The organism is Pseudomonas sp. NCHU5216, assembly GCF_052156495.1.
Taxonomy (GTDB): Bacteria; Pseudomonadota; Gammaproteobacteria; order Pseudomonadales; family Pseudomonadaceae; genus Aquipseudomonas.
This window is the reverse complement of the sequence record NZ_JBQLIX010000003.1, coordinates 206157-232665: the sequence shown is the minus strand read 5'-3', so window position 1 is coordinate 232665 and position 26509 is coordinate 206157. Positions and strand designations below refer to the sequence as shown.

General features: G+C 64.6%; 25 protein-coding genes. 2 read left to right on the top strand and 23 right to left on the bottom strand.

Annotation, left to right across the window (positions count from 1 at the left end):
• Nucleotides 1–32 precede the first annotated feature (32 nt).
• From nirD to ACSVIK_RS04155, 10 genes are all read right to left on the bottom strand, one after another.
• Nucleotides 33–341, bottom strand: a complete 309-nt coding sequence (gene nirD, locus ACSVIK_RS04200) for a nitrite reductase small subunit NirD (protein WP_442443114.1) — start codon at nucleotides 339–341, stop codon at nucleotides 33–35.
• Nucleotides 338–2794 (bottom strand): nitrite reductase large subunit NirB, encoded by a 2457-nt coding sequence (nirB, locus tag ACSVIK_RS04195; RefSeq protein ID WP_442443113.1) that lies wholly within the window; start codon nucleotides 2792–2794, stop codon nucleotides 338–340. Before nirB ends, nirD begins: the two co-directional genes overlap by 4 nt.
• 342 nt (nucleotides 2795–3136) lie before the next feature.
• Nucleotides 3137–4807 (bottom strand): protein kinase domain-containing protein, encoded by a 1671-nt coding sequence (locus ACSVIK_RS04190; protein ID WP_442443112.1) that lies wholly within the window; start codon nucleotides 4805–4807, stop codon nucleotides 3137–3139.
• A gap of 131 nt (nucleotides 4808–4938) precedes the next feature.
• Nucleotides 4939–6150: a nitrate/nitrite transporter gene (locus ACSVIK_RS04185; RefSeq protein WP_442443111.1), complete on the bottom strand. Its 1212-nt coding sequence runs from the start codon at nucleotides 6148–6150 to the stop codon at nucleotides 4939–4941.
• Nucleotides 6151–6488: 338 nt separating this feature from the next.
• Nucleotides 6489–6665 (bottom strand): hypothetical protein, encoded by a 177-nt coding sequence (locus ACSVIK_RS04180; protein ID WP_442443110.1) that lies wholly within the window; start codon nucleotides 6663–6665, stop codon nucleotides 6489–6491.
• Nucleotides 6666–6789: 124 nt separating this feature from the next.
• Nucleotides 6790–7479 (bottom strand): polysaccharide lyase family 7 protein, encoded by a 690-nt coding sequence (locus ACSVIK_RS04175; RefSeq protein ID WP_442443109.1) that lies wholly within the window; start codon nucleotides 7477–7479, stop codon nucleotides 6790–6792.
• A gap of 97 nt (nucleotides 7480–7576) precedes the next feature.
• Nucleotides 7577–8371, bottom strand: coding sequence for an ABC transporter ATP-binding protein (locus tag ACSVIK_RS04170; RefSeq protein WP_442443108.1), 795 nt, complete (start codon nucleotides 8369–8371; stop codon nucleotides 7577–7579).
• Between the two features lie 14 nt (nucleotides 8372–8385).
• Nucleotides 8386–9378, bottom strand: coding sequence for an ABC transporter permease (locus ACSVIK_RS04165; RefSeq protein WP_442443107.1), 993 nt, complete (start codon nucleotides 9376–9378; stop codon nucleotides 8386–8388).
• Nucleotides 9379–9442: 64 nt separating this feature from the next.
• Nucleotides 9443–10807: a CmpA/NrtA family ABC transporter substrate-binding protein gene (locus tag ACSVIK_RS04160; RefSeq protein ID WP_442443106.1), complete on the bottom strand. Its 1365-nt coding sequence runs from the start codon at nucleotides 10805–10807 to the stop codon at nucleotides 9443–9445.
• 304 nt (nucleotides 10808–11111) lie between these two features.
• Nucleotides 11112–11426: a transcriptional regulator gene (locus ACSVIK_RS04155; protein ID WP_442443105.1), complete on the bottom strand. Its 315-nt coding sequence runs from the start codon at nucleotides 11424–11426 to the stop codon at nucleotides 11112–11114.
• Between the two features lie 155 nt (nucleotides 11427–11581).
• Here ACSVIK_RS04155 and ACSVIK_RS04150 point away from each other — a divergent pair, with 155 nt between their 5' ends.
• Nucleotides 11582–11965 (top strand): hypothetical protein, encoded by a 384-nt coding sequence (locus tag ACSVIK_RS04150; protein ID WP_442443104.1) that lies wholly within the window; start codon nucleotides 11582–11584, stop codon nucleotides 11963–11965.
• A gap of 75 nt (nucleotides 11966–12040) precedes the next feature.
• On the opposite strand, the gene alaC is transcribed toward ACSVIK_RS04150, so the two are convergent.
• The 7 genes from alaC to ACSVIK_RS04115 form a co-directional block, all read right to left on the bottom strand.
• Nucleotides 12041–13270: an alanine transaminase gene (gene alaC / locus ACSVIK_RS04145; protein ID WP_442443103.1), complete on the bottom strand. Its 1230-nt coding sequence runs from the start codon at nucleotides 13268–13270 to the stop codon at nucleotides 12041–12043.
• A 186-nt stretch (nucleotides 13271–13456) separates the two neighbouring features.
• Nucleotides 13457–14560 carry a polysaccharide lyase family 7 protein gene (locus ACSVIK_RS04140; protein ID WP_442443102.1) on the bottom strand — a complete coding sequence of 368 codons (1104 nt, stop codon included), beginning with the start codon at nucleotides 14558–14560 and terminating at the stop codon, nucleotides 13457–13459.
• Nucleotides 14561–14753: 193 nt separating this feature from the next.
• Nucleotides 14754–16106, bottom strand: a complete 1353-nt coding sequence (locus tag ACSVIK_RS04135) for a pyridoxal phosphate-dependent decarboxylase family protein (RefSeq protein ID WP_442443101.1) — start codon at nucleotides 16104–16106, stop codon at nucleotides 14754–14756.
• A gap of 145 nt (nucleotides 16107–16251) precedes the next feature.
• Nucleotides 16252–16830 carry an ANTAR domain-containing response regulator gene (locus tag ACSVIK_RS04130; RefSeq protein WP_268177787.1) on the bottom strand — a complete coding sequence of 193 codons (579 nt, stop codon included), beginning with the start codon at nucleotides 16828–16830 and terminating at the stop codon, nucleotides 16252–16254.
• Nucleotides 16831–16847: 17 nt separating this feature from the next.
• Entirely contained in the window at nucleotides 16848–18059 is a 1212-nt protein-coding gene (locus ACSVIK_RS04125) for a CmpA/NrtA family ABC transporter substrate-binding protein (protein WP_442443100.1), read from the bottom strand.
• A gap of 527 nt (nucleotides 18060–18586) precedes the next feature.
• Nucleotides 18587–19474: an SDR family NAD(P)-dependent oxidoreductase gene (locus ACSVIK_RS04120; RefSeq protein WP_442443099.1), complete on the bottom strand. Its 888-nt coding sequence runs from the start codon at nucleotides 19472–19474 to the stop codon at nucleotides 18587–18589.
• Nucleotides 19471–21027 (bottom strand): flavin-containing monooxygenase, encoded by a 1557-nt coding sequence (locus ACSVIK_RS04115; RefSeq protein ID WP_442443098.1) that lies wholly within the window; start codon nucleotides 21025–21027, stop codon nucleotides 19471–19473. Before ACSVIK_RS04115 ends, ACSVIK_RS04120 begins: the two co-directional genes overlap by 4 nt.
• Nucleotides 21028–21143: 116 nt before the next feature.
• Here ACSVIK_RS04115 and ACSVIK_RS04110 point away from each other — a divergent pair, with 116 nt between their 5' ends.
• Complete coding sequence (locus ACSVIK_RS04110; protein ID WP_442443097.1) at nucleotides 21144–21848, top strand: TetR family transcriptional regulator; 705 nt, start codon at nucleotides 21144–21146, stop codon at nucleotides 21846–21848.
• 9 nt (nucleotides 21849–21857) lie between these two features.
• Here the strand turns inward: ACSVIK_RS04110 and ACSVIK_RS04105 are convergent, their stop codons facing one another.
• From ACSVIK_RS04105 to ACSVIK_RS04080, 6 genes are all read right to left on the bottom strand, one after another.
• The gene (locus ACSVIK_RS04105) at nucleotides 21858–22277 is read right to left on the bottom strand and encodes a GNAT family acetyltransferase (RefSeq protein ID WP_442443096.1); all 420 of its coding nucleotides are present in this window, start codon (nucleotides 22275–22277) and stop codon (nucleotides 21858–21860) included.
• Nucleotides 22278–22320: 43 nt separating this feature from the next.
• Nucleotides 22321–22986, bottom strand: a complete 666-nt coding sequence (locus tag ACSVIK_RS04100; protein ID WP_442443095.1) for a response regulator — start codon at nucleotides 22984–22986, stop codon at nucleotides 22321–22323.
• A 23-nt stretch (nucleotides 22987–23009) separates the two neighbouring features.
• On the bottom strand, nucleotides 23010–23585 hold the full coding sequence (locus ACSVIK_RS04095) for a PQQ-dependent catabolism-associated CXXCW motif protein (RefSeq protein WP_442443094.1): 576 nt from the start codon (nucleotides 23583–23585) through the stop codon (nucleotides 23010–23012).
• Nucleotides 23586–23913: 328 nt separating this feature from the next.
• Nucleotides 23914–24705, bottom strand: coding sequence for an ABC transporter permease (locus ACSVIK_RS04090; RefSeq protein ID WP_442443093.1), 792 nt, complete (start codon nucleotides 24703–24705; stop codon nucleotides 23914–23916).
• The gene (locus tag ACSVIK_RS04085; RefSeq protein WP_442443092.1) at nucleotides 24705–25526 is read right to left on the bottom strand and encodes an ABC transporter ATP-binding protein; all 822 of its coding nucleotides are present in this window, start codon (nucleotides 25524–25526) and stop codon (nucleotides 24705–24707) included. Before ACSVIK_RS04085 ends, ACSVIK_RS04090 begins: the two co-directional genes overlap by 1 nt.
• A complete protein-coding gene (locus tag ACSVIK_RS04080) occupies nucleotides 25523–26488 on the bottom strand; it encodes a YVTN family beta-propeller repeat protein (protein ID WP_442443091.1) in 966 nt (321 codons plus the stop codon). Before ACSVIK_RS04080 ends, ACSVIK_RS04085 begins: the two co-directional genes overlap by 4 nt.
• Between the last annotated feature and the right edge of the window lie 21 nt (nucleotides 26489–26509).

Sequence of the window (26509 nt, the reverse complement as noted above, 5' to 3'; positions counted from 1 at the left end):
GGCGTCGCGGCTAAAGCCCCTCCCACACTGCGTTAGGCGAAGGCCAGTAACACGCGGCCACTTTCCACCTTGGCATGGTGCCGATGGGCACAGCCGACGTCCGGCGCCACGGCTGTGCCGCTGTCCAGCTCGATCTGCCAGTTGTGCAGCGGGCAGGCCACGCGCTTGCCGTAGATCAGCCCCTGGGACAGCGGGCCGCCCTTGTGCGGGCAGCGGTCGTCAAGGGCGAAGACCTGATCGTCGCCGGTGCGGAAGATGGCGATATCGCCCTTGGGGCCTGCGACGATGCGCGAGCCCAGCGGGTTGATCTCGTCCAGGGCGCAGATATCCAGCCAGTTCATACCGTGGCCTCCTCGAGCTGCACGACCTTGATGGTGTCGAATTCCTTCTTCAGTTGCGGCGTTTCGATGCGCTGCTTCCACGGATCCTGCTCGAACGACAGGGCATAGTGCAGGCGTGCAGCCAAGGCCTTGCGGTTGGCTTCGTCGTCGATCACCGCCTTCTTGATGTGCTCCATGCCGACACGCTGCAGGTAGTGCACGGTGCGTTCGAGGTAGAAGGCTTCCTCGCGGTAGAGCTGGAGGAAGGCAGCGTTGTATTCGCGCACCTCTTCGGCGGTCTTGACCTTGACGAAGAACTCGGCCACCTCGGTCTTGATGCCACCGTTGCCGCCAATGTAGATCTCGAAGCCGGAGTCCACGCCGATGATGCCGACGTCCTTGATGCCGGCCTCGGCGCAGTTGCGCGGGCAGCCGGACACCGCCAGCTTGACCTTGTGCGGCGACCACATGTTGAACAGGTCATGTTCCAGATCGATGCCCAGTTGGGTGGAGTTTTGCGTGCCGAAGCGGCAGAACTCGCTGCCCACACAGGTCTTCACGGTGCGGATGGATTTGCCATAGGCGTGGCCGGAGGGCATGTCCAGCTCCTTCCACACCGCCGGCAGGTCTTCCTTCTTGATGCCCAGCAGGTCGATGCGCTGGCCGCCGGTGACCTTGACCATGGGCACCTGGTACTTGTCGGCCACATCGGCGATACGGCGCAGTTCCGACGGGTTGGTCACGCCGCCCCACATGCGCGGTACCACCGAGTAGGTGCCGTCCTTCTGGATATTGGCGTGGGCGCGTTCGTTGATCAGGCGCGACTGCGGGTCGTCCTGCGCTTCGCCCGGCCAGGTGGAAATCAGGTAGTAGTTCAGTGCCGGGCGGCAGGTGGCGCAGCCGTTGGGCGTGCTCCAGTTGAGGTATTCCATGGTCTGCGCCATGGAGGTCAGGTGCTGTTCACGGATAGCCTTGCGGATCTGCCCATGATTGAGGTCGGAACAGCCGCAGATGGCCTTTTCGCTCTTGGGTTTGACGTCCGCCGCACCGCCGACGGTGCTGATCAGGATCTGCTCCACCAGGCCGGCGCAGGAGCCGCAGGAACTGGCGGCCTTGGTGTGCTTCTTCACCTCGTCGACGGAGAACAGGCCGTTTTCCTGGATGGCCTTGACGATGGTGCCCTTGCACACGCCATTGCAGCCGCAGACTTCCATGCTGTCGGGCATGTTGGCGGTCTTGTCGGCGCCCTGGTGGCCGACGTCGCCGATGGCGCCTTCGCCGAACATCAAATGGTCGCGAATCTCGCTGACGTTGTGATTCTCGCGGATCTGCCGGAAATACCAGCCACCGTCGGCGGTGTCGCCGTACAGGCAGGCGCCGACCAGCACGTCGTCCTTGATCACCAGTTTCTTGTATACGCCGCCGATGGGGTCGGACAGCGTTATCGTTTCCGTTCCCTCGCCGCCCATGAATTCGCCAGCGGAGAACAGGTCGATGCCGGTGACCTTGAGCTTGGTGGAGGTTACCGAGCCCTGGTAGCGGGAGAAGCCGAGCTGGGCCAGGTGGTTGGCGCAGACCTTGGCCTGCTCGAACAGCGGCGCCACCAGACCGTAGGCGATGCCCCGGTGGCTGGCGCATTCGCCGATGGCGTAGACGCGCGGGTCATAGGTCTGCAGGGTGTCGTTGACCAGAATGCCACGGTTGCAGGCGATGCCGGCGCTTTCGGCCAGTTCGGTGTTGGGGCGGATGCCGGCGGCCATCACCACCAGATCGGCCGGGATCACCTCGCCGTCCTTGAACTTCACCGCACACACACGGCCCTCGCCGTTGTCCAGCAGCTCGGCGGTTTGCTTGGGCAGGAGGAACTTGAGGCCGCGGTCTTCCAGCGATTTCTGCAGCAGCTCACCGGCGGTGCGGTCGAGCTGACGCTCCAGCAGCCAGTCGCCGAGGTGCACCACGGTCACGTCCATGCCGCGCAACTTGAGGCCGTTGGCCGCTTCCAGGCCGAGCAGGCCGCCACCGATGACCACCGCATGCTTGTGGGTCTTGGCAGTGTCCATCATGGTCTGGGTGTCGGCGATGTCGCGGTAGCCGATCACGCCATCCAGATCCTTGCCCGGAATCGGCAGGATAAAGGGCGTGGAACCGGTGGCGATCAGCAGGCGGTCGTACTCGGCCTCGCTACCGTCATCGGCGATCACCCGGCGTGCCTTGCGGTCGATCTTCACCACCTTGCGCCCGAGCAGCAGCTTGATGCCGTTGTCGGCGTACCAGTTGAGGTCGTTGAGGACGATCTCCTCGAACGTCTGCTCGCCAGCCAGCACTGGCGAAAGCAGGATACGGTTGTAGTTGGGGTGCGGCTCGGCGCCGAACACCGTGATGTCATAAAGATCGGGGGCGAGCTTGAGCAGCTCTTCGAGGGTGCGCACACCTGCCATGCCGTTGCCGATCATCACCAGCTTGAGTTTCTGCATGCCGGCTGTCTCCTGAATCGTTGATCACGGTAAAAGGTTGTCGGGTGCGATCTCGCGCCGCGACGGCTCTGAGCGAGGTCGCCAGCAATGGCGAACCAGAAAACAAAAAAGGCGTCCCGCTAGTCACCTAGCGAGGACGCCTTTGTCCAGTTCCCGTTCTCTCGGGGAGCGCCACCTTCTTCGTTGAAGGGGGCACTTTTGTTCAGCTTGTACGGATCTCAATGCAGCGCTTGTGCCAACTCGTCGAAAGCCCCGTTTCCTGGCGCTCAGGCCGTTTTTCAATGGATTTCTGCGCGCTCGATGCATCGTAAAAGGGCGTCATGCCTCGCCTTGGTGCATGCATTACTTGAGCAGCAGTACCGCCAGCAGCAGATTGATGAGCAGCGATAGCAATGCCACCGTGCGCCAGACCAGCAGTGGCTCGCGTTCCAGCAATGGCCGTGGGCGTTTGTCGAGCGATCTGCGCTCGCCCATGTCCAGTGCCAGCAGCCATTCTTCGGCGGTCTCGAAACGCTGTTCCGGGTTGGCGGCGACGGCGCGTGCGAGCAGTTCGTCGAGCCAGGTCGGGATGTCCGGGCGGTAGCGGCTGACCGGCACGGGGTGGGTGAAACGCGGGCGCTGGAAGGCTTCGACCTCGCCATGGGGATAGTGCCCGCACAGCAGGTGATAGAGCGTCACGCCGGCGGCGTAAAGATCATGCTGTGGGTTGGGCGGGCTGCCGACGAAGGCTTCCGGAGCGATATAGCTGGGTGTGCCGGGCAGGCTATGGGCCTCGTCGTGGCTCAGGCCTGGGCAGTAGGCCAGGCCGAAGTCGAGTACGCGCAGCTCGCCGTCGTCGCCGAGCAGCAGGTTCTCCGGCTTGATATCGCGGTGGACGATATTGCGCCGGTGCAGTAGCCCCAGGGCCTTGATCAGGCGTGGCGCCAGATCCTGCCACTGCGCCAGGCTCAGCGGGCCGCTCTGGCGTAGGCATGCCTCCAGAGTTTGTCCCTTGTATTCGCGCTGTACGTAATAGAGATGCTGGCGTTGTGGCAGGGCGTGCACTTCGGGAAAGTGGCGACCGGCGACGCGGCGCAGCAGCCATTCTTCCTGCAGCAGTGCCGGGCCAGCCTGTTCTTCGCTGGCGCGGCTGGCGGGCAGGGTCTTGAGCAGCCAGGGCTGGCCATGCGCATCGCTGACCCGATAGATCAGCGACTGGCGCGACTCGCCCAGCAGCCCTTCGACCAACCAACCCTCGAAGTGCTGCCCGGCACGCAGGCGCGGTGGCAACGGCCAGTGCGCCAACTGCGCCAGGGTATCGGCCAGTGCCGCTTCTTCGGGCAGGCGTTCGACCTGCACCAGCAGCGCGCTGGCGTTGTCCTGGCTACCGGCGCGGTGCGCTTCGGTGATCAGCGCCTGGCATAGGCCTTGGACATCATTGCTGCTCTGCAGCAACTGAGCGATACGCGCGTCGCTGAGCGCACTCCAGACGCCATCGCTGATCAGCAGAAAGCGGTCGTCGCTCTGCAATTCACCTTCGCGGTAATCCACAACCAGGTGCTGGTCGAGGCCCATGGCGCGCTTGAGCACATGCTGCATGCCCGGCTGTTCCCAGACGTGATCCTCGGTCAGGCGTATGAGCTGGCCGTCGCGCCAGAGGTAGGCGCGGCTGTCGCCGATATGCGCCAGGGTAAAGCGCCGCCCGCGCAGCACCAGAGCGGTGAGGGTGGTGAGCAGGGGTTGGCCACCGCCGTTGGCCTGCAGCCAGCGGTTGTGTGCGGTGAGCAGGCGATCCAGGCTGTGCTGCACCGGCCAGGTTTCCGGGGTGGCGTAGTAATCCAGCGCCAGTGCCTGCAAGGTGGCGCGAGCGGCCAGGCCGCCGTCGGCGCACTGGCTGACGCCATCGGCCAGACCCAGCAGGTAGCCCCGGCTGGCGGCCAGAGCCGGCGCCGGGGTGACCACGCGCAGGGCGTCCTGGTTCTCGCTGCGCGGGCCGGTGGCGCTGGCTTCGCCGATGCTCAGTTGCAGGGCCATGGGGTGGTTTCCGCAAATGGTTGATTGGGTAGGCGCTGCGGATCGTAGGGTGCGCCGTGCGCACCGGGCCCAATGATGGAGCGCTGGTGCGTATAGCGCACCCTACGATAGATGAATCACCAAGGATGCGATCACACCCGTGCGGCGCTGACCGCTGCGCTGCCCCAGGTGGTGCGCCAGCGTTGCTTGACCCCGTGCAGGCCGACCCAGGCCAGCACACCGAGGCTGGCGAACAGCCACAGGCCGAGCTGGTAGTCCCCGGTGTGCTGCTTGATGGCGCCGAGGCCGGCGGCGAGAAGGAAACCGCCGATACCGCCGGCCATGCCGATCAGCCCCGTCATCACGCCGATTTCCGCACGGAAACGCTGCGGCACCAACTGGAACACCGCGCCATTGCCGGCGCCCAGCCCCAGCATCGCCGTGACGAACAAGGCCAGCGCTGCACTGGAGCTGGGCAGGTTGAAGCCGACGATGGCAATGCACAGCGAAGCGATGCCGTACATCATCAGCAGGCTGCGAATGCCGCCGATGCGGTCGGCCAGGGCACCGCCGAGCGGGCGCAACAGGCTGCCGGCGAAGACGCAGGCGGCGGTGTAGTAGCCGGCGGTGACCGGGTTCAGCCCGTACTGGTCGCTGAAGTAGCCGGGCAGGGCGCTGGCCAGGCCGATGAAGCCGCCGAAGGTGATGCTGTAGAAGAACATGAACCACCAGCTGTCACGGTCACCCAGCGCCTTGAGATAGTCGGCGAAGGCCTTGGGCTTGGGGCGCTCGGGTGCGTTCCTGGCCACCAGGGCGAAGATCACCAGGGTCGCCAGCAGTGGGATCAGCGCCCAGCCGAATACGTTCTGCCAGCCGAACAGTGCGGCCAGGCCCGGGGCGAACAGCGCCGCCAGCACTGTGCCGGAATTGCCCGCGCCGGCAATGCCCATGGCCTTGCCCTGATGCTGTGGCGGGTACCACTGCGAAGCCAGCGGCAGGGCCACCGCGAAAGCGGCCCCGGCGAAGCCGAGGAACAGGCCCAGCAGCAGGGCCTGTTCATAGCTGCCGATGCCGATGCGCCAGGCGCTGAATAGCGCGACGATGACCACCGTCTGGCCGAGCAGGCCGGCGCTTTTCGGCGACAGGCGATCAGCGAGAAAGCCCATCAGCAGGCGCAGCACTGCGCCTGCCAGAATCGGCGTGGCCACCATCAGGCCGCGCTGCTGGACGTTGAGTTCGAGGTCGGTGGCGATCTGCACCGCCAGTGGGCCGAGCAGGTACCAGACCATGAAACTCAGGTCGAAATAGAGAAAGGCGGCGAACAGGGTGGGGGCGTGGCCGGCTTTCCAGAAACTCGTATTCATCGATCACCTCATCAGCGAGAAGGAACCCGACAGGGCACGACGAACCGTGGTCGTGGACACGGCGGCCGCGCCTGCCGGGGATGCCCCGCACTCGTGGTGCAGAGCCCAGCGGCCAGGGCCGCAGCAGGGTTGAGCGATTGCAGTGCGGCTCGGATCGCGACGCCTGCACCGGCCCCGGACACTGGGGCGAACACGAAAAAAAACGTCGCTCGACCTCGGGCCATCAAGGCGAGGTGAAGCGACGTCTTTGTCGTGAGGGAGGTGGCCGCCGTTGGCTACCTTGGCGAAGGCTCAAGCAAGAGCTGCGCCAAGCACGACAATGCCCAAGGGCTGAGGCCTCAAGGTTGTGCCGCCCCCTGGAGGCTGATGCAAAAAGAGGCGCTGCCGACATCCATGCACCGCAACGGGGCGAACTGCCCGGCGGCGTGCGTCGGCAAGGGCAGGGCGAGCACGGCGAAGGCGAGCAGGGTACTCAGCAGCCCGGCTCGACGGGCGCGACGGCAGCTCTCGGTCATGTGCAATCCTCCACTTGCTGCAATTGAATAGGGCCTGGTCAGGCTCCGCAGGCAGAGGTGCAAGAATCACGCAGAAAACGTCAGGGTTGGTCGCCGTTTCTTTGCCGCGCAATGGCAACAGACCCTAGCGGTGCAGGCTGTTGAGATGAAAGAAGGTGACGCGGCCGCCTTCGTTGTCAGGCCCGTAATTGTCCTGCACATAGGCGCCGGCCTTGAAATACAGGCTCTGGGTGCTCCAGCGGCTGCTGAGCTGGCGGTACAGCGTGCCTTCATCGCCATCGACGCTGGCCACGCTGACGCCGATACGGCCACTGGGGGTGACGCGCAGGTCGTAGCCGAAGCGTTCACCGAGCTGCACGTTATCGGCCAGCAGAATGTTCCTGACGTCCTTGTCGCCAGGCCGTATCCGCAACAGCAGCTCGACCCGGCCGACGCCACGGAGGTAGTGATATTGCAGCTTGAGCAGGGGGTCGTTCTGGCTGCCCGGTACGTCGGTGCTGTGCACCTGGCCGATCACCACCTTGCCCTTGCTGGGCACCTGCTCGACCTGCAGCACCGCACTGAGGTAGCTGTCCGAGCTGGCGTGCTGCCAGTTATCGAGGCTGCCGTCGCGCTGGGTCTCGCGCAGTTCGCTGCGTGGATAGCGGGCGTCTTCGGTGGTGGAGCCGGTGACGGGCACCCAGAAAGTCACACTGCCATCGTCGTTGCGCCGAAAGTAACGGCTCTGATAGCCGTTGTTCAGGCGCTGGGTGGTGATCGTGGTGGGCGTCGGCTCGGTGGGAATCGACAGATTCCAGGTGGAGAGGTCTAGCACGGGGGTACCTGCCTGGTGGTTATGGGTTCCTGTTCGTGTGCAAGCGAAGCGATTGGTTCCACCGCTACGGCCGAGGAGCCGCAGCGGTGTCGCCGATTCAGGCCGCCGGGCGCTGCTGACGCTGGTAGAGGAACTCCAGTACCGCAGCCCGGTAGGCGTGATAGCGGCTGTCATGAGCCAATTCCATGCGTTGGCGCGGCCGCTCGAGATCGACCTTGAGGATGTCGCCCACCGTGGCCGCCGGGCCGTTGCTCATCATCACGATGCGATCGGAGAGCAACACGGCTTCGTCGACATCATGGGTAATCATGATCACCGTGTTGCCCAGTTCGGCGTGAATCTCCATCAGCGAGTCCTGCAGGTGGGCGCGGGTGAGGGCGTCGAGCGCGCCGAACGGCTCGTCCATCAGCAGCACCTTGGGCTGCATGGCCAGGGCGCGGGCGATGCCGATGCGCTGCTTCATGCCGCCGGAGATTTCCCCGGGGCGCTTGTCGCGGGCATGGGTCATGTGCACCAGAGCCAGGTTGTGTTCGATCCAGTCGCGCATCTCGGCGCGGCTCTTGCGCCCACGGAACACCTGGCGCACCGCCAGCTCGACGTTCTCGTAGCAACTCAGCCAGGGCAGCAGGCTGTGGTTCTGGAACACCACGGCGCGCTCCGGGCCGGGCTCGTTGACCTCGCGGCCATCGAGGATGATGCCGCCGGCCGTGGCCTGATAGAGCCCGGCGACGATGTTCAGCACCGTGGACTTGCCGCAGCCGGAGTGACCGATCAGCGAGACGAACTCGCCCTTGGCCAGTTTCAGGTTGACGTTCTGCAAGGCGCAGAACAGCCCCTTGTCGGTGGGGAAGTCGATGCCGACGTTGGTCAGTTCGAGGTAGGCATTGCTCATGATGATTCTCCTGATCAGCGCAGTACGGCGTTCTTGTCCCAGCTGAACAGGCGCTGGAGCACAAGCATCAGACGGTCGAGGGCGAAGCCGATCAGGCCGATGACGATCACCGCCACCATGATCCGGCCGAGGGAGTTGGAGCTGCCGTTCTGGAACTCGTCCCAGATGAATTTGCCCAGGCCCGGGTTCTGCGCCAGCATCTCGGCGGCGATCAGCACCATCCAGCCGGTGGCCAGGGACAGGCGCAGGCCGGTGAAGATCATCGGCAGCGCTGCCGGCAGCACGATGCGCCGCACATGGGTCAGCGGTGACAGGCGCAGCACCTTGCTGACGTTGTTGAGATCCTGGTCGATGCTGGCCACGCCCACCGTGGTATTGATCACCGTCGGCCACAGGCAGCACAGCGCCACGGTGAAGGCCGAGGTGAGGAAGGACTTGGCGAACAGTGGGTCGTCACTGACGTACAGGGCGCTGACCAGCATGGTCACCAGCGGCAGCCAGGCCAGCGGCGAGACTGGCTTGAACACCTGGATCAGCGGGTTCAAGGCGCTGTACAGCGATTTGCTCAGGCCGCAGACGATACCCAGGGGGATGGCCAGCAGCGAGGCGATGAAAAAGCCGGCCGTTACCGTGTAGAGGCTGGTGAAGATCTGCTCGAAGAAGGTCGGCTTGCCGGTATAGGGGCGAATGGTCACCTTGGCGCCGGGGTCGGCGGCCAGGCGCTTGGCGTTACGCTCTTCCTGGCGTTGGTAGAAGGCGGCAGCCTTGTCCTGTTCACGCTGGTGGGCAGCGATCAGCCCGGAGAACTGTTCGCTGACCTGTACCGGGCCAGGAAACTGGCCGAGGCTGGTCTGGATATGATTGGCCAGGCCCTGCCAGCACAGCAGGAACAGGGCAATGCCCAGCGCCGGCAGAATCAGGCCGCTGGCCAGGCGTTTGAGCAGGGCGCTATGGCGCGCCATCTTGAGGGTCTGCTGGATCGGCGTGGCGACGTTCGGGTTGCTCATCGTCCTGTCCTCGGTTCGGTTGCGAGGCCGCGACAGGGCGCGGCCCTTAGGTGGGTGTGGACGGTCAGAGCGTGCTGTCGCCCTTCAGGCCAATGCTGAACTGCTCCAGATAGGCATTGGGCTTGTGGCCGTCGTAGACCACGCCGTCGATGGTGTCGGCCAGCGGTTCGCGGAAGCCATCCTCATCGGCCGGGGGGAAGTCGCTCGGCTCGGCCTTGCCTTCGGCGATCAGTTCGGCGGCGGCCTGGCGGTAAATGTCCGGGAGGAACACGCGCTTGGCGGTTGCCACGTACCAGTCGTCCGGCTTGGCCTCGGCGATCTGCCCCCAGCGGCGCATCTGCGTCAGGTACCAGATGGCGTCGGAGTAGTAGGGGTAGGTGGCGTGGTAGCGGAAGAACACGTTGAAGTCGGGGACTTCACGCTTGTCGCCTTTCTCGAACTCGAAGGTGCCGGTCATGGAGTTGGCAATGACCTTGGCATCGGCACCGACGTATTCCGGGCGGGAAAGAATTTCCACGGCTTCGGCGCGGTTGGCGTTGCCGTCGGCATCCAGCCACTTGCCGGCGCGGATCAGCGCCTTGACCAGGCGCTTGTGAGTTTCCGGGTTGGCCTCGGCCCAGCTCCGGGAAACGCCGAAGACCTTCTCCGACATGTTCTTGCGAATTTCGTAGTCGGCCACCACGGGGACGCCGATGCCCTTGAACACCGCCGCCTGGTTCCACGGCTCGCCGACGCTGTAGCCGCTGATGGTGCCGGCTTCCAGCGTCGCCGGCATCTGCGGCGGCGGGGTGACCGAGAGCAGCACCTGGGCATCGATCTGGCCGCTGATGTCGCCCTTGCCCGGCGCATAGTAGCCAGGCTTGATCCCCCCGGCGGCGAGCCAGTAGCGCAGCTCGTAGTTGTGTGTCGACACCGGGAACACCATGCCCATGTTGAACGGCTTGCCGGCGGCGGCGTATTGCTCGATCACCGGCTTGAGCGCATCGGCCTTGATCGGGTGCACGGGCTTGCCATCGGCCATGGGCAGATGGGGCTTCATCGCCTGCCAGACATCGTTGGAAACGGTGATGGCGTTGCCGTTGAGATCCATGGTGAAGGCCGTCACCACATCGGCCTTGGTGCCGAAGCCGATGGTCGCGCCCAGTGGCTGGCCGGAGAGCATGTGCGCACCGTCCAGCTCGCCGTCGATCACCCGGTCGAGCAGCACCTTCCAGTTGGCCTGTGCCTCGAGGGTGACATACAGCCCCTCATCCTCGAAGTAGCCCTTCTCATAGGCGATGGCCAGTGGCGCCATGTCGGTCAGTTTGATGAAACCCAGTTTCAGCTCGACTTTCTCCGGCTCGGCGGCGTACAGCGACGGCGCCGCCAGCAGGCCGAGAGCAAGACCCAGCAGTGACAGGCGGCGATGGAGCGATAGACGATGGAGCATGGCAATTCCTCGACTGACAGAAACGAAAAAAGACGTCGCAGACAGCCTGTTGCCGGTGGGCAACGAGCAGCCTTTGACGTCTTTGTCGGTGTGTCCGAATCACCGCCGTTGGCGATCAGGAACGTGGTCGAGGTTCCCTTAGCAAGGCGTTTGCCAGGTTTCTGTGCAGTGCGGATATCTCCATATCTTTCAAGGATATAGCTGGATAACGCAGCAGGCGGGCCAGCGCGCGCTGCCGCCAGGCATTGCCCAAAGACCGTGCAGCAGGCTGATCAGTGGCCAATTTCGGAGCGCTGGTCCTGGGTCAGTGGCAGGGCTGCTGCTGCTTCATCTCGACGAAATCGCGCAGCCAGCGCAGCACCTCGACGGCCTCCCAGCGGGCCGGATCGAACAGGGCATAGGCCAGGCCCTGATAGCCGACCACATCCAGTTGCCGGTGATAGCCGGCGCGTTGCAGCAGCGCCTCGATTTCGGCGAAGCAGGTGTTGAAATGGGTGCGATTGAAGGGGGTGCGGCCCTCCATCACCAGGCCTTCACGCTGCAGCTCGTCGACCATGGTGCGCACGCGCTCCAGCGGCATGCGATTGACCTGATGTTTCACTTGCAGTACGTCCAGCATGATGATGCTCCTGTGCCTTGCTCGTTTATCAGTGGTTGCAAGCCTATACGAAAAGTACTGTACAAATAAACAGTATCGCGTAATAGTTAGGCCATCGCAGCGACATCCACCCGCCCAATCCCCCTGACGGGCGTTCTGGTAAAGGAGAGTGAGCAATGCAACAGATACTTGTGACGGTTGTGCTATTGGCCCTGCTCGGCGGTTGTGCGCAGCCGCAGATGGAGCGGCCGCAGGCCAATGGCGCCTACCTGGTGATCGACGGCGAACAGGCCTGGGCCGTGCTGGTTTCCGACGGGCGGCGCGTGGAGGAGGCGGGGCGTGTGCTGGATGTGATCCATCTGCCAGGGCATCACTCCAGCATCGCGGCCAGCTATGTGATCGAAACCCCCAATTGCGGCAAATTGCAGTGGCTCACCGAGCGACATGGCGAAGCGGAAGGGGATACCACGCTGCTGCACAATCAGGAACTGGATAGCCCGCAATGCGTGTTGTCGCAGGGGCTGAGCCGTAACTGGACGGCGCTGGATTATTCCAGTTGATGAGCCTGTTGCCGTTTCACTCGCGGTCGCGAACGAAACGGCAGCAGAACGGGCGCCATGGCTGACGCCCTTGCTTCACTCCTGCTCGGCCTTGGCCTTCTTCGCCGGCAGCAGGCCATCGGCCCTGAACATGGCCTTGATGCCGCGCAGTGCCTGACGGGTACGATCCTGGTTCTCGATCAGGGCGAAACGAACGTGGTCATCGCCATAGTCGCCGAAGCCCAGCCCGGGTGATACGCAGACCTTGGCCTCGGCCAGCAGCTTCTTGGCGAACTCCAGCGAGCCCAGGTGCGCGTAGGCCTCGGGAATCCTGGCCCAGACGTACATCGACGCCTTGGGTTTTTCCACCATCCAGCCGATCTCGTGCAGGCCCTTGACCAGCAGGTTGCGGCGTTGACGGTATTGCTCGGCGATGTCGCGTACGCACTGCTGGTCGCCTTCCAGAGCCGCGATGGCGGCCACCTGCAGCGGAGTGAAGGTGCCGTAATCGTGGTAGCTCTTGATCCGAGCCAGGGCGCTGACCAGTTCCGGGTTGCCGACCATGAAGCCGATGCGCCAGCCGGCCATGTTGTAGCTCTTGGACAGGGTGAAGAACTCCACCGCGATGTCCTTGGCGCCCGGCACCTGCATGATCGAGGGAGCCTTCCAGCCGTCGTAGACGATATCGGCATAGGCCAGGTCGTGTACCACCAGCACGTCGTACTGCTTGGCCAGGGCCACCACGCGCTCGAAGAAGTCCAGCTCCACGCACTGTGCGGTGGGGTTGGAAGGGAAGCCCAGAATCATCATCTTCGGCTTGGGGATCGATTCGCGGATGGCGCGTTCCAGCTCGTTGAAGAAGTCCACGCCGGGCACCAGTGGCACCGAGCGCACCTGGGCACCGGCGATGACCGCACCATAGATATGGATGGGGTAGCTGGGGTTGGGCACCAGCACGGTATCGCCATGATCCAGGGTGGCCAGCATCAGGTGTGCCAGGCCTTCCTTGGAGCCGATGGTGACGATGGCTTCGCTTTCCGGGTCGATCTCCACCTCGTAGCGATTCTTGTACCAATGCGAGATGGCGCGGCGCAGGCGCGGAATACCACGGGAAGTGGAGTAGCCATGGGTGTCTTCACGCTGGGCGACCTGCACCAGCTTTTCGACAATATGCGGCGGCGTCGCCCCGTCGGGGTTGCCCATGGAGAAGTCGATGATGTCTTCACCGCGACGGCGTGCAGCCATCTTCAGTTCGGCGGTGATATTGAAGACGTAAGGGGGGAGACGATCGATGCGCGCAAAGCGGCGCTTGGCGTTGTCGGCCATGATTTCCTCGGGGTACGTAAGCGCCCGGAACCGTCCGAGCGACGTTGGCCACTGCTGTGACCGACGGCGAAGATAAGCCTTTTTAGCTGCAAGCTTCAAGCGCCAAGCTGCAAGTGGAGCGGTGGCTTGTTTCACATGCAGCAGGGCGGCCCGGCCAAAGAGGCGGGCCGGACCATATGGCGTTGCTCAGTCTCCGACCAGGATGGAGAACTTCTTGTGCAGGGTATTGCCGTTCGCATCGCGTACCTGGGCCACGAACCAGTGCGCCCTGGCGGAGACGGTCGAAAGCTGAGGGGTGCCGCTGATCGTGCCGTCGCGGGATAGCTGTATGCCGGCGGGTGGATGGCCGCTGACCAGGCGCCAGGTGGCTCCACCACGGCCGCCGCTGCTGCTGAGGCGGGCTTCATAGGCTTGGCCAGCCCGGGCGTTGGGCAGGGCTGCAGTGCTGGTGATCGCAAGCCCATCATTGGGGTGGCTGGCAGCCAGGCGATAGAACTTGACCCGTGCACCTTCGCTGGCGCTGTCGCCATGCATGTGCAGGTAGGCGCCGGCCTTGAAGTAGAAGGTGTGATCGTTCCAGGCCGGATCCAAAGGCATGCGGGCGCTTGGCCCGCCATTGACCGAGGCCGTCGCCACGTTCTTGCTGACCCTCATCTGATAACTGAAGGTTTCGCCCAGATCGATGTCGTTGGCCAGGGTATGGGTGGTAAAGGGTGGCCCTTGTTCCGGCAGTCCCTGCAGCTTGGCGATGACCCGCCCGGTCTGGCGAGCGGCATCGTAACGGTAATAGACCATGATCAGGGGCGCGCTGCGGTAGCCATGAACCTGGCCGACGATGACGATGCCGTCGCGCGGAACCTGCATCACCTTGAGCATGGCGTCCTGTACCGACTCGCCCGCGCCGCTCCAGGTCATGGACAGGTTACTGGGGTCGAGCATCTCGCGCAGTTCCGCGCGCGGGCTGCTGGAGCCGCCTGCCGTGGCGCCATTGATGGGTGTCCAGAAGGTCATGGCGCCATCTTGCGCATCGGTGCGGAACCAGCGCGATTTGTAACCATAGGGGCCGGTCAACTGGTCGGGGCGGGCGGTGAGCGCGGTGCCTTCGGTGCCGCCATCTGCATCCTGGGGAACGGTGAGATTCCAGTTGTCCAGGGCGAAGTTGCCGCCCGGGGCGACGTTCTTGTACAGCTCGGCCTGGGCTTCACCAAGCAGCAGGCAGCCCAGCAGGCCCAGCCAGTGGGCGCTGCGGGTGCGGGAGTGGACGGGGTGGAGCGGTTGGAGCCTGTGCATGCCTTGCATCCTCGTTATCGGGCCGCACCGCGTTCGAGACCGCTCTCCTTCGACGCTTACGTGCCTTCCCTAAGCTTGTTTGGGGTCTGCCTCATGGCAGACCTTTCACAGACTCGTCGCATCCAGGGAAGGTTCGGCCGTTGTGTCGTGGCGGTGACCGGTGGCGTGCTGGCAACGAGGCATGGCTCCAGGCTCAGGGGCGAACCTCGGCCTTGAGGCGGATCAGCAGTGCGGCGAGGCGCTCGATGTCGGCGTCCGTGGTGCGCCATGAGGATACGCTGAGGCGGAAAGCCGGGCGCCCCTGCCACTGGGTGGGGCCGAACCAGACATCCCCCGACTCCTGGGCGGCAAGGCGAATGGCCAGGGTCTGCTCGTCGTTGTCGGCACGCACCAGCACCTGGTTGAGCACCACGCGGTTGAGCACCTGATAGCCGGCATTGCGCAGGCGCTCGGCGAGGTGACTTGCCTGGCGCAGGTGGCGGTCGATCAACTCGCGCAGGCCATCGCGGCCGAGGCTGGCCAAGGCGGCCCAGATGGCCACACCGCGGGCGCGGCGGGAGAACTCCAGGTTGAGGTTCTTCTGTGCATCGCGGGAGGCGCTGGCGTAGGCGGCGTCGCTGTTCATCGCCGTGGCCAGGGCCTCGGCGTCGCGGCAGATGGCCATGGCGCCGTCGTAGGGTGTATTCAGCCACTTGTGGCCATCGGTGGTCCAGCTATCGGCCAGTTCCACCCCTTCGGTGAGCGCGGCTGCGGAGCTGGCGCGGGCCCAGAGGCCGAAGGCACCGTCCACGTGAGTCCAGGCACCGGCGGCGCGGGCACGGGGGATGAGCTCGGCGAAGGGGTCGAACTCACCGCTGTTGACCTCGCCGGCCTGCAGGCAGAGCACGGTCATGTCGTCCAGTGGCGGCAGTTGCGCCGGGTCGATACGGCCCTGCTCATCGACAGGCGCCCGCAGCAGGCGGTTGATGCCGAAGCCCAGGATGCGCAACGCCTTCAGCACCGTGATATGCACGCTGGCGGAGACCACCACACGCACCTCCGGCGCGCCCATCAGACCGTCGCCGTCGAAGTCCCAGCCCTTGCGCGCGAGCAGGGCGCGGCGGGCGGCGCTGAGGCAGGCGAGGGTGCAGGCGGTGGCGCTGGTGCCGAAGCCGATGGCGCTTGCAGCGGGCAGGCGGAGGCTCTCCAGCACCCAGCGGGCGGCGGCCTTCTCGATGCGGTCGGCGGCGGGCGAGTTGTCGAAGGAGGAGGCGCATTGATCCCAGGCCAGCACCAGGCGCTCGGCCGCAGCGGCGGCCGGCAGCGTGGCGCCGATGACGAAGCCGAAGTAGCGTGCTGCATTGCTTGCCACCGTCGCCGGTGAGCCAATCTCATCGAGCTGGCGCAACACCTGTGTGGCGTCGTTGCCCTGGGTCGGCAGCGGCTGGTCGAAAGCGCCCAGGGCGGCAATCGCCTCGGAGTCGGGAAACACCCGGCGTGTGGCGATGCTTTCCAGATAGGCCAGGGCGCGGCGGTCAGCTTCGGCCAGCAGTTCGTGTTCGCTCATGTGGGAGTCCTCGGCTAGGGGCTATCTACCCTAGCCGAGGCTCGCGGAGAGGGGCATACACAGGCGCCGGCGAAGACGTCCATAACAGTTGCCTGAGTGATACAGTCCGTACCGGTACAGTGAACTGTTCTGGCGGTACAGTCGCTCAGCCTCCCAGCATGTCGTGCATGGCGATGATCTGTTCGGCCACCTGGATCAGCTTCTGCTGGCGGCTCATGGCCTGGCGGCGCATCAGGGTGTAGGCCTCTTCCTCGTTGCAACTCTTCATCTTCATCAGCAGGCCCTTGGCCAGTTCGATGCGCTTGCGTTCGGCCAGTTGCGCTTCGCGCGCCTGCAACTGGGCACGCAGGGCCTGGTCGCTCTCGAAACGGGCCATGGCCACGTCGAGGATCGGCTGCAGACGCTGGGCGTGAATGCCCTCGACTATGTAGGCGCTGACACCGCTCTGGATCGCCTGACGCATCACGCCGGGGTCGTGCTCGTCGGTGAACATGACGATGGGCCGGGGCTGGTCACGGCTGACCAGTACCACCTGTTCCATCACGTCCCGCCCCGGGGACTCGGTGTCGATGAGAATGACATCGGGGCGCACGGCTTCCACCCGCGCCGGCAGGTCGATGGTCAGGCCGGACTCGTCGATCACCTCGAAGCCGGCTTCGGTCAGGGCGCTCTTGAGGCGGCCGACCTTTTTCGGTGTGTCGTTGATCAGCAGGATACGCAGCATGGCAGCTCTCCCGCTGATCAGGCGCTGAGCGCTGGCGCGTCGGCCAGGGCATGCAGGGCGAAGCTGCGGGCGTAACCGGCCGGATCGCTGCCGTCCCAGTAGGGGCCGCCCTGCAGGGCGCAACCGCGCATGGGCTCGGGGCAGGCGATGCCCAGTGCCTCCGCCGCCTGGCGATAGATCTGCAGTTGCTGAACCGCCTGGGCCACTCCCAGGTAATCCGGGTCGTCACGCAGCAGGCCCCAGCGACGGAACTGGGTCATGAACCACATGGCATCCGACAGATAGGGCAGGTTGACCGCGCCGTCGGCGTGGAAACGCAGGCGATGGGCGTCCTGCCAGGCATTGCCGAGGCCGTCCTGATACTGGCCGAGAAAGCGCGGCAGGATCGCCGACAGCGGCGCGTCGACATAGGCGCTGCTGCTCAGCAGTTGCGCCGTGCCGCGGCGGTTTTCCTCGTTTTCGTCGATGAAGCGACTGGCCTCCAGCACGGCGCTGATCAGGGCCCGTGCAGTGTTGGGGTTCTCTTCGACGAAGCTGCGCGTGCAACCCAGCACCTTTTCCGGATGGTCCGGCCAGATCGCCTGGGTGGTGGTGAGCATGCAGCCGAGATTGTCTTCCACGGCCTTGGCCGTCCACGGCTCACCGACGCAGAAACCGTCGATACGCCTGGCCTTGAGGTGCTCGACCATCTGCGGCGGCGGCACCACGACGCTGCGCACGTCGCGCAGCGGGTGGATGCCCTGGCTGGCCAGCCAGTAGTACAGCCACATGGCATGGGTGCCGGTGGGAAAGGTCTGGGCGAAGGTGAGTTTTGCTTCATGCTGGTGCACGTACTCGCGCAGTGCCTCACTGCTGGTCACGCCCGCCTGTTGCAGCCCATGCGAGAGGTTGATGCTCTGGCCGTTCTGGTTCAGCCCCATGAGTACCGCCATGTCGGTGACCGGCGCGCCGCCCAGGCCCAGTTGCACGCCATAGATCAGGCCGTAGAGGCTGTGGGCGGCATCCAGCTCGCCGCTGACCAGGCGATCACGCAGGGCAGACCAGGATGCCTGGCGTTGCAGGCGCAGGCTCAGGCCATGCTTTTCGGCAAAGCCCTGAGTCGCGGCGACGATCACCGAGGCGGAATCGCTCAAGGCCATGAAACCGATATTCAGGGCGCTCTTTTCCGGTGCATCGCTGCCATGGCTCCAGACCAGGGCGTCATTGCGCGGGGTGTCATGTTCACTCATGGGGCATCGTTCCTGCTCGACATCCGGGGTGGCCTGAAAGGCCAGGCCATAAAAAAGCGTCGTCCTGCCAGCCTGTCACGGCCGACGGGTACGACGCCATTGTCGAATGCGTCTTTCCGCCATTGGAGGACGCTTTTGCCCTGTGGCGAAGCAAAGCATGTGCCAGTGCTTGGGATGGATCTCGGAGGTGAAACGAAGGGGACAAGCCTGTGTTGGCCCGTATTGCTGTGTTGGGTGTCTGCGATGTGTGGGGAAACCCATGTGTCGAGACCTCACCGTCCACGGTCATCACGACCAGGGACGGTGAAGATTTCAAAGGCCCGTTACCCAACGGGCCCTGAGCAGACCGTGTGAAAACGTAGCGAGCGCAGGTCAGGCAAGGCAAAAAACGGCGAAAAAGCGCAGTTTACGAGTTGTAAATGAGCATTTTGAGCTGTTTTTTAACGCAGCATGAGCAAGCGTAGTAGTTTTCACACAGTCTGTGAGGCTATACCACTTGGCTGAACGAGCAAGCGGCTGCCAGAGTGCTACTCGGTCGCTTCGCGTGTCTTGCTCGCACCCTTGCCCTTGGGCGCGAAGCGCGCCGCCAGGCCCATGCTGAAGGTGACCAGGCGCTGGTACAGCGCCGGCATGCTGCGCTGCATCCAGTCCAGGGCATGGGCGTCGCCGCCGATGAGGATGCGCCGCTTGTTGGCCAATACGCCATTGACGATGACCTTGGCCGCCTGTTCCGGCGTGGTGCGCAGCAACTGGTCGTTGAACTGCTGGCGCGCCTTTTCCACGTCCTGTCCGGTGACCTTGGCCAGGCTGTCGTTCATCCGCGCGGTCTTGGCGATGTTGGTGCGGATGCCACCAGGGTGCACGCAACTGGCCGATACGCCGCAGCGGGCCATGTCCAGCTCCTGACGCAGCGATTCGGTGAAGCCGCGCACGGCGAACTTGCTGGCGTTGTAGCCGCTCATGCCCGGCTGCGAGAACAGCCCGAAGACGCTGGAAACGTTGATAACGTGGCCCTGGCCGCTAGCCTTGAGGTGTGGCAGGAAGGCCTTGGTGCCGTTGACCACGCCCCAGAAATTGATGCCCATGATCCACTCGTAGTCGGCGTAGTCGTTGCCTTCCACGGTGCCACCCTGGGCCACGCCGGCGTTGTTGAAGATGGCGTTGACCCGGCCGAACTCGCTGACCACCTGTTCGGCCCAGGCTTCGACGGCGGTACGGTCGGCGACATCGACCCGCGTTTCACTGACGGTGACGCCAAGCTTGCGGGCCTGTTCGACGGTTTCGCGCAGGCCTTCGACGTTCACGTCCGACAGGGCCAAGTGGCAACCCTGGCGCGCCAGGTGATAGGCCAGGGCTCGGCCGATGCCGGAGCCAGCACCGGTGATGGCGGCAACCTTGTTCTCGAAGGATTTCATGCGCTGGCCTCCTGGGCTTCCTGGGTGCGAAGGGCGTTGCTCTGGGCCGGATGTGCGGCATTCTTGCGGCTGAAGTGGTAGGCCGGTGCATCGAAGTGACGGGTAAGCATGCGGAAGCGCCAGGTGAAGCCCGGCCATACCGTGCAGTTGCGTCCACTGACCGGGTGCAGGTACCAGCTCATGCAGCCGCCGGCATTCCACACGGTATTGCGGGCCGCGCCCTGGATCTTGCGGTTGAAGGCATCCTGCACCGCGCGCTTGGGTTCCAGGCTCTGCAACTGGCCTTCTTCGAGCTGGCGCAGGGCGCCGAGCACGTAGTGGATCTGCGACTCGATCATGTACACCATCGAGTTGTGGCCCAAGCCGGTGTTCGGCCCCATGAGGAAGAACAGGTTGGGGAAGCCGGCGGTCATGGTGCCCTTGTAGGCTTCCGGGCCTTCCGGCCAGGTGTCGAGCAGGTCGACGCCACCGCGGCCAAACACCGTGCCGCGCGGCAGCGGGTCGCTGGGGGTGAAGCCGGTGCCGAAGATGATGGCATCCACCTCGCGCTCCTGGCCGTCGGCGGTGCGCACGCCATGGGGCAGGATTTCGGCGATGCCGTCGGTGATCACCTCGACGTTGGGTTGCACCAGTGCCGGATAGTAGTCATTGGAGATCAGCACGCGCTTGCAGCCCATGGTGTAGTCCGGGGTGACCTTGGCGCGCAGCACCGGATCCTTGATCTGCTTGTTGATGTAGCGCTTGGCGATGTTCTGCGCCAGGCGCAGCAGGCGCGGGGCGAAGGCGAAGGCGATCACACGGCTTTCGAGCATGCTGTACAGCGCGCCGCGCCAGAGTTTCTGCGCCAATGGGAAGCGTTTGAAGCGGCTGCGCTCGTCGTCGCGGATGGCGCGATCTGGCTTGGGCATGATCCACGGCGCGGTGCGCTGGTAAAGGTCGAGGCGTGCCACCTGCTTCTGAATCTGCGGCACGAACTGAATGGCCGAGGCACCGGTGCCGATCACCGCCACGCGTTTGCCGCTCAGGTCATAGTCGTGATTCCACTGCTGCGAGTGGAAGACCTCACCGCTGAAGTTGTCCAGGCCCTTGAGCTTGGGGATCGAGGGGGTGGACAGCGCGCCCATGCCGGACACCACGAACTGCGCACTGTAGCGCTGGCCGGCGCGATCCTTGAGGTGCCACAGCTCGGCCTGCTCGTCCCAGCGAATCTCCACCACCTCGGTGCCCAGCAGAGTCTTGTCCTGCAGGCGGTATTTTTCCCAGCACCCTTCGAGATAGGCCTTGATTTCCGGCTGCCTGGCGAACATCCGCGTCCAGTTCGGGTTCGGCTCGAAGGAGAAGGAGTACAGGTGCGATTGCACGTCGCAGCCGCAGCCCGGGTAGTTGTTCACCCGCCAGGTGCCGCCGACGCCGGCCTCTTTCTCGAACAGCAGGAAATTCTCTTCGCCCTCCTGCTTGAGGCGAATGGCCATGCCAAGGCCGGAAAAACCGCTGCCGAGAATGGCAATCTTGCAGTGGCGGGTCGCCGGGAGCGGTGACACGGACGCGTTCATGGGGTGACTCCTGCTTGTCGTTATTGTGGGTGTCTACATCTGTCTACCAAGGTAGACATGTGTATACTCCTTGGCAATCCAGCCAATCGACAAACCAACTTTAGGTAGGGGTCAGCATGCAGGACGACGACACATCACTGCGCGAACGGGCCGTGGCCGCACCTGGCAAGCGTCTGTTGCTGGAGGCGGCGTTACGCCTTACCTCGACCCATCGCAGCCTGAGCAGCCTGGGCCTGCGCGAGTTGGCGCGCGAGGCGGGGCTCAACCCCAACACCTTCTACCGGCACTTTCGCGATGTCGACGACCTCGGTCTGACCATCATCGAAGAGATCAACGTGCTGTTGCGCCAGCCACTGCGCGACCTGCGCCGCGAGGCGGCGCAGCGGGCGGTGAGCGACAAGGGGGCGATGCTGCCCAAGCTGCTGGGCATCGACCTCGGGCGTGGGCGACGGGTCTGCCATGAGACGGTAAAGCTGTTCTTCGACTTTGCCGCCGAGCACCCCGAGGCCTTCATCATCGGCGTACGCGAATTGCATGGCGCCTCGCCGGTGCTGCGCGAGGCGCTGCGCCAAGTGATGGACGATTTTGCCAGCGACATGGCCGAGGACGTGCTCGAACTGGAGCTGCTGCCACGAACCGTCAGTGCGACCACCGTGCGCCAGGTGTCGGGGCTGATCAGCCGCAACCTGTTCGAGCTGTCGCTGGACTACATCGGCCAGCCGCAGCGGCGCGAGGCCATTCGTGCCCTGGCCGAGGAACAGGTGCTGATGCTGTTCACCGGTGCCAGCGTGCTGCAGAGCCTGGGCCAGTTGCGTATATGAGGCAGCCCATCACTCGTCGCTGATCAGACGCTTGCCCAGGCTTACCGAAGCATCGGCCTGATAGCCGAGGCGTTCGTAGAAGACCAGGGCCTGCTGATTGGTATTGCGCACCAGCAGGCTCAGCTTGGGGCAGCCGAGGGCAAGCATCTTTTCCTCGATATGGGCCATCAGTTGCCGGGCCAGGCCTTGCTTGCGCCTGTCGGGGCACACCGCCAGGTAGTTGACCCAGCCGCGATGCCCCTCGTAGCCGGCCATGGCCGAGGCCACCAGGGCGCCGTCGAGTTCACCGACGAGAAACAGCTCGGGCTGCACCGCGAGCTTGCGCTGGATGTCCTTGAACGGATCGTTCCAGGGGCGGATCAGGTCGCAGCGCCGCCAAAGATCGATGACAGCGGCTTGGTCGGCCAGTTGGAAGGGGCGGATCAGCATGGAGACGGCTCCTGATGAGGAAGGCGCCGTTTTAGCACAGCGCTCAGCGCCGCAGGTAGGCGGTGAAATCGATATCCCCGGCCGAGAGGATCGCCTGCACCCGGTTATGCACCCCCAGCTTGCGCAGGATGGCCGAGACATGCGCCTTGACCGTGGTTTCGGCGATATCCAGGCTGTAGGCGATCTGCTTGTTCGACTCGCCCTTGGTCATGCGTTCGAGCACCAGCAGTTGCTTGCGCGTCAGCGCCTGCAGCAGCTCCGGGGCGATGCTCGGGTTGTCGTGGTGCGGGCGCGAGTTGCCGCTCTTCTGCGTGCGGATGATGTCCGGTGGCAGGTAGACGTTGCCGTCGAGGATCTGGCCGATGGCATCGGTCATCTGCGCCCGTGGCGAGGACTTGGTGATGAAACCCACCGCGCCGTAGGTGATGGCCTGCAGCACCACCTGTTTGTCCTGCTCGGCGGAGACGATCACCACCGGGATGGTCGGTGCCTCGTTGCGCAGGTTCATCAGGCCGCCCAGGCCGTGCATGCCGGGCATGTTCAGGTCGAGCAGGATCAGATCCAGGTCGTCGTGCTCCAGGGTCAGTGCCAGGGCACTGTCCAGGTCGGCGGTTTCCATGATCTCGCTACCGGGAAAGCCGTCGGCGATGACGTTATGGATGGCTTCACGAAACAGCGGATGGTCGTCGGCAATCAGAATCTTGTACATGGCCTTGCACCTCGTTGTCGTGATTATGGTGTGGCGGTGGGCGTGAGGAAAGCGCGCGGCATCTCGGCAGGTTGTGCCGGCACCAGGGGCAGGCCGGCCTGTTCCCAGGCATCGATGCCATCGCGATACCAGTACAACTCACGATAGCCCAGGGCCTGGGCGCGGCGCGCGGCATTCCAGCTCAGCCAGCAATCGGAGCGGCAGTAGAACACGAAGGGCTGGCGCATGTCGCCACGGCTGTCCTGTTGCAGGTAATGAGCGAAATAGCGCTGCCAGAGGCTGCCCAGATTGCCGTCGCCGGCGTTGGCCAGCCACAGGCTGTCGGGCAGGTTGGCGTGAGCTGCGTCTTCGACGAAGCGGTTCTGCACCCAGGGGCGGCGATAGACATCGATCAGGCGAGTCTGCGGGCGTTCGGTAAGCAGCTTCTGCAGTGAGGGCGTATCGAGAATCTGCACGCCTTGCAGATGAGTCGGGGTGGGGCTGCGGTACTGGCCGCTGCGATAGCCTTCGGCGTCGAACAGTGATTCGGCACGTGCCAGGCCGGCCAATAGCAGCGAGACGAGCATCAGGCCTGCAGGCACAGGCAGACGGTACTTCATGGCGAGTTCTCTACTTATTCTTGTGCGGGTATTACAGGCCATGGTCGCAGGCTTGGGAATTCGACGATGGAGAGGAAAACCAGTACCAAAGTAGTAGGGTGGTCAGTTGGTAGGGCGGGTGTGAGCGTCGTAGAGCGGTAGGGCGTCACGGTGCGCCGGCCGCTCGGAAGCAATACGCCGATTGAGTTTCGTTGTTCAGCCAGGCTTGGCATGGCCTGGCGGACTGTTCGCTGGCGCTCCTGAGTCCGCCCTACACGGCTGAGTCCGCCCTACGGGGCGTGTTTGGTCTGCGTGTCGCGTACTCGCGAAGCAGTACGCCGCCTTCTGCCTAGCCCGCCTTGCGCAGCGCCGCGTGCTGCGGGTTGAAACTGACCACGGCAAGCAGGGTGAGCAGCAGGGTCAGCCCGGCGCAGATCAGCAGCGCTTCAAGGTGCAAACGCAGGTACAGCGCATTGCGCACCAGCTCCACCGCATGGGTGAAGGGGTTGACCGCGCACAGCCAGTACAGCCACTCGCTGGACTCGCGCATCTTCCACAGCGGGTACAGCGCCGACGACAGGAAGAACATGGGGAAGATGACGAAATTCATCACCCCGGCGAAGTTCTCCAGTTGCCGTATGCCGTTGGACAGCAACAAACCCAGCGCACTGAGCAGCAGCGCCACCAGCAGCAGTGCCGGCAGCGCGGCGAGCAGGCCCCAGGCCGGCGGTTGCACGCCATACACCCAGGCGATGGCGAGGAAGGCGTAGACCTGCAGCAGCGAGATCAGCGCGGTGGCCAGCAGCTTGGCCACCAGCAGGAAGGCGCGTGGCAGCGGGCTGGTGAGCAGCACGCGCATGCTGCCCATCTCGCGGTCGTAGACCATCGACAGCGAGCCCTGCATGCCATTGAACAGCAGGATCATGCAGGCCAGGCCCGGGACGATATAGGTGTCGTAGGTGATGTAGGTGTCGTAAGGCTCGATGATGGCGATGCCGAGTGCGGCGCGAAAGCCGGCGGCGAACACCAGCAGCCACAGCAGCGGGCGCACCAGAGCGCTGAGAAAGCGCGAGCGTTGCAGCACGAAGCGCAGCCATTCGCGCAGCACGATGCCGCGCAGGCATTCCCAATAGGCGGTCATCAGCGCGCACCTCGCGTAGGGTGCGCCGTGCGCACCGGGCCTGTTTCAGCATCATCAATGTCGTCGACACGTTTCGGTCGTAGCGCCTCGCGCACATGTCCCCGACCCAGCGCCTCGTCGCCGGTCAGGCGGGCGAAGCTGATGGCCAGGTCGTCGCCGAACTGGCTGGCCTTGCCCCAGGCCACGCGCTCGCCACGATGCAGGATCAGCAGGTCATCGCTGGATTCGATCTCGTCCAGCAGGTGGGTCGTCCACAGCACGCACAGACCCTGCTCGCGGCACAGGTTGCGCACGTGTCGGCCGAGCGCCAGGCGGCTGGCCGGGTCGAGCCCGGCGCTGGCCTCGTCGAGCAGCAGCAGGCGCGGTTGATGGAGCAGGGCACGGGCGATCTCCACGCGGCGGCGGTGGCCGCCATTGAGCGTGCGTACCTTGTCGTGGCGGCGCTCGGCCAGCTCCTGGCGCAGCAGTTCCTCTTCGATACGCGCCTGCGCCGCGCGGCGCGGCATGCCATGCAGCGCAGCGTGATAGGCGAGGTTCTGCTGCACCGACAGGTCGAGATCCAGCGTGCTCTGCTGGAACACCACGCCGAGCTGGCGCAGCGCCTGGCGTGGCTCGTCGCGCAGGCTGTGGCCGAAGATATGGATGTCGCCCTGCTGCAGGTCGTAAAGACGGGTGAGCAGGGCGATCAGGGTGGACTTGCCGGCGCCGTTGGGGCCGAGCAGGGCGCCGAAGCGTCCCGGCGCCAGCTCGAAGTCCAGCCCGCTGAGGGCCTGACGCGCGCCATAGGCGAAAGCGACGCCGCTCACCTCCAGTGCATTCATGGCGTCACCACCACGCCCCAGGGGTAACGGCCGACCTTGATCGACTTGGTTACCTCGAGGCTGTCCACATCGATCACCGACACGTCGCCGCTGACGCCGTTGGTGGTCAGCAGGCGCTTCTGATCCGGGGTGAACGCCAGGTGCCAGACGCGCCGGCCCACCAGCAGGTAGTCGAGAATCTCGAAGGTCTTGGCATCCACCACGGCCACATGATTGGCCGGGCCGAGGGCGATGAAGGCGTACTTGCCGTCGTCGGTCAGCCTGACGCCTACCGGCTGCACCTTGTCCGGGTGCACACCCTTGATGGCGAACCTGAGCACCTTGAGCACCTGGCGCGAATCTACATCCAGCACGGTTACCGTGCCGCCGATCTCTGCCGAGGCCCACAGGCGCTTGCCGTCCTTGCTGAACTCGACATGGCGCGGGCGCTGGTCGACCAGGGTGTTGTCCACCAGTTGCTGGGTGCTGGTATCGATCCAGTGCAGCATGTTGGTGGTTTCGCTGGTATTGACCGCCCACTTGCCGTCCGGGCTCACCGCCATACCTTCGGGTTCCACGCCCACGTCGATCTGCGCCAGCACCTCGTCGCTCTGGGTGTCGACCACAGTGACCAGCGCATCGTCCTCGTTGGAGATGTACAGCCAGCGGTCGTTGGGGTGCAGGGCGAACTGCTCGGGGTCGGCACCGGAGGGCAGTTCCTTGACGATCTTGCGCGTGGCCAGATCCATCACTTGCACGCGATCCGAGTCGCTGGCGCAGATGTACAAGAGCTTGTTGTCGGAAGACAGCAGCAGCCCGCGCGGGCGCATGCCGACATCCAGGGTGGCGGTGACTTCCAGGCTGTCCAGGTCGATGACGCTGATGCTGTCATCCTTCTCGTTGGACACGTAGGCGGTGGCGGCAAGGGCCGAGTGGCAGGCCAGGCCGAAGGCGACGGCGCAGGCGAGGCGGGGCAGACGCATGGGGTTGATCCTCTTGTTGTT

Coding starts and splice junctions, on each gene's coding strand:
- ACSVIK_RS04125 (WP_442443100.1), bottom strand. CDS start 18,059: ATGAGTGAACATGACACCCCGCGCAATGACGCCCTGGTCTGGAGCCAT.
- ACSVIK_RS04110 (WP_442443097.1), top strand. CDS start 21,144: ATGCAGGACGACGACACATCACTGCGCGAACGGGCCGTGGCCGCACCT.
- ACSVIK_RS04100 (WP_442443095.1), bottom strand. CDS start 22,986: ATGTACAAGATTCTGATTGCCGACGACCATCCGCTGTTTCGTGAAGCC.
- ACSVIK_RS04160 (WP_442443106.1), bottom strand. CDS start 10,807: ATGCTCCATCGTCTATCGCTCCATCGCCGCCTGTCACTGCTGGGTCTT.
- alaC (WP_442443103.1), bottom strand. CDS start 13,270: ATGGCCGACAACGCCAAGCGCCGCTTTGCGCGCATCGATCGTCTCCCC.
- ACSVIK_RS04130 (WP_268177787.1), bottom strand. CDS start 16,830: ATGCTGCGTATCCTGCTGATCAACGACACACCGAAAAAGGTCGGCCGC.
- ACSVIK_RS04090 (WP_442443093.1), bottom strand. CDS start 24,705: ATGACCGCCTATTGGGAATGCCTGCGCGGCATCGTGCTGCGCGAATGG.
- ACSVIK_RS04095 (WP_442443094.1), bottom strand. CDS start 23,585: ATGAAGTACCGTCTGCCTGTGCCTGCAGGCCTGATGCTCGTCTCGCTG.
- ACSVIK_RS04170 (WP_442443108.1), bottom strand. CDS start 8,371: ATGAGCAATGCCTACCTCGAACTGACCAACGTCGGCATCGACTTCCCC.
- ACSVIK_RS04105 (WP_442443096.1), bottom strand. CDS start 22,277: ATGCTGATCCGCCCCTTCCAACTGGCCGACCAAGCCGCTGTCATCGAT.
- ACSVIK_RS04080 (WP_442443091.1), bottom strand. CDS start 26,488: ATGCGTCTGCCCCGCCTCGCCTGCGCCGTCGCCTTCGGCCTGGCCTGC.
- ACSVIK_RS04155 (WP_442443105.1), bottom strand. CDS start 11,426: ATGCTGGACGTACTGCAAGTGAAACATCAGGTCAATCGCATGCCGCTG.
- ACSVIK_RS04180 (WP_442443110.1), bottom strand. CDS start 6,665: ATGACCGAGAGCTGCCGTCGCGCCCGTCGAGCCGGGCTGCTGAGTACC.
- ACSVIK_RS04085 (WP_442443092.1), bottom strand. CDS start 25,526: ATGAATGCACTGGAGGTGAGCGGCGTCGCTTTCGCCTATGGCGCGCGT.
- ACSVIK_RS04150 (WP_442443104.1), top strand. CDS start 11,582: ATGCAACAGATACTTGTGACGGTTGTGCTATTGGCCCTGCTCGGCGGT.
- ACSVIK_RS04140 (WP_442443102.1), bottom strand. CDS start 14,560: ATGCACAGGCTCCAACCGCTCCACCCCGTCCACTCCCGCACCCGCAGC.
- ACSVIK_RS04115 (WP_442443098.1), bottom strand. CDS start 21,027: ATGAACGCGTCCGTGTCACCGCTCCCGGCGACCCGCCACTGCAAGATT.
- nirB (WP_442443113.1), bottom strand. CDS start 2,794: ATGCAGAAACTCAAGCTGGTGATGATCGGCAACGGCATGGCAGGTGTG.
- nirD (WP_442443114.1), bottom strand. CDS start 341: ATGAACTGGCTGGATATCTGCGCCCTGGACGAGATCAACCCGCTGGGC.
- ACSVIK_RS04185 (WP_442443111.1), bottom strand. CDS start 6,150: ATGAATACGAGTTTCTGGAAAGCCGGCCACGCCCCCACCCTGTTCGCC.
- ACSVIK_RS04165 (WP_442443107.1), bottom strand. CDS start 9,378: ATGAGCAACCCGAACGTCGCCACGCCGATCCAGCAGACCCTCAAGATG.
- ACSVIK_RS04135 (WP_442443101.1), bottom strand. CDS start 16,106: ATGAGCGAACACGAACTGCTGGCCGAAGCTGACCGCCGCGCCCTGGCC.
- ACSVIK_RS04120 (WP_442443099.1), bottom strand. CDS start 19,474: ATGAAATCCTTCGAGAACAAGGTTGCCGCCATCACCGGTGCTGGCTCC.
- ACSVIK_RS04190 (WP_442443112.1), bottom strand. CDS start 4,807: ATGGCCCTGCAACTGAGCATCGGCGAAGCCAGCGCCACCGGCCCGCGC.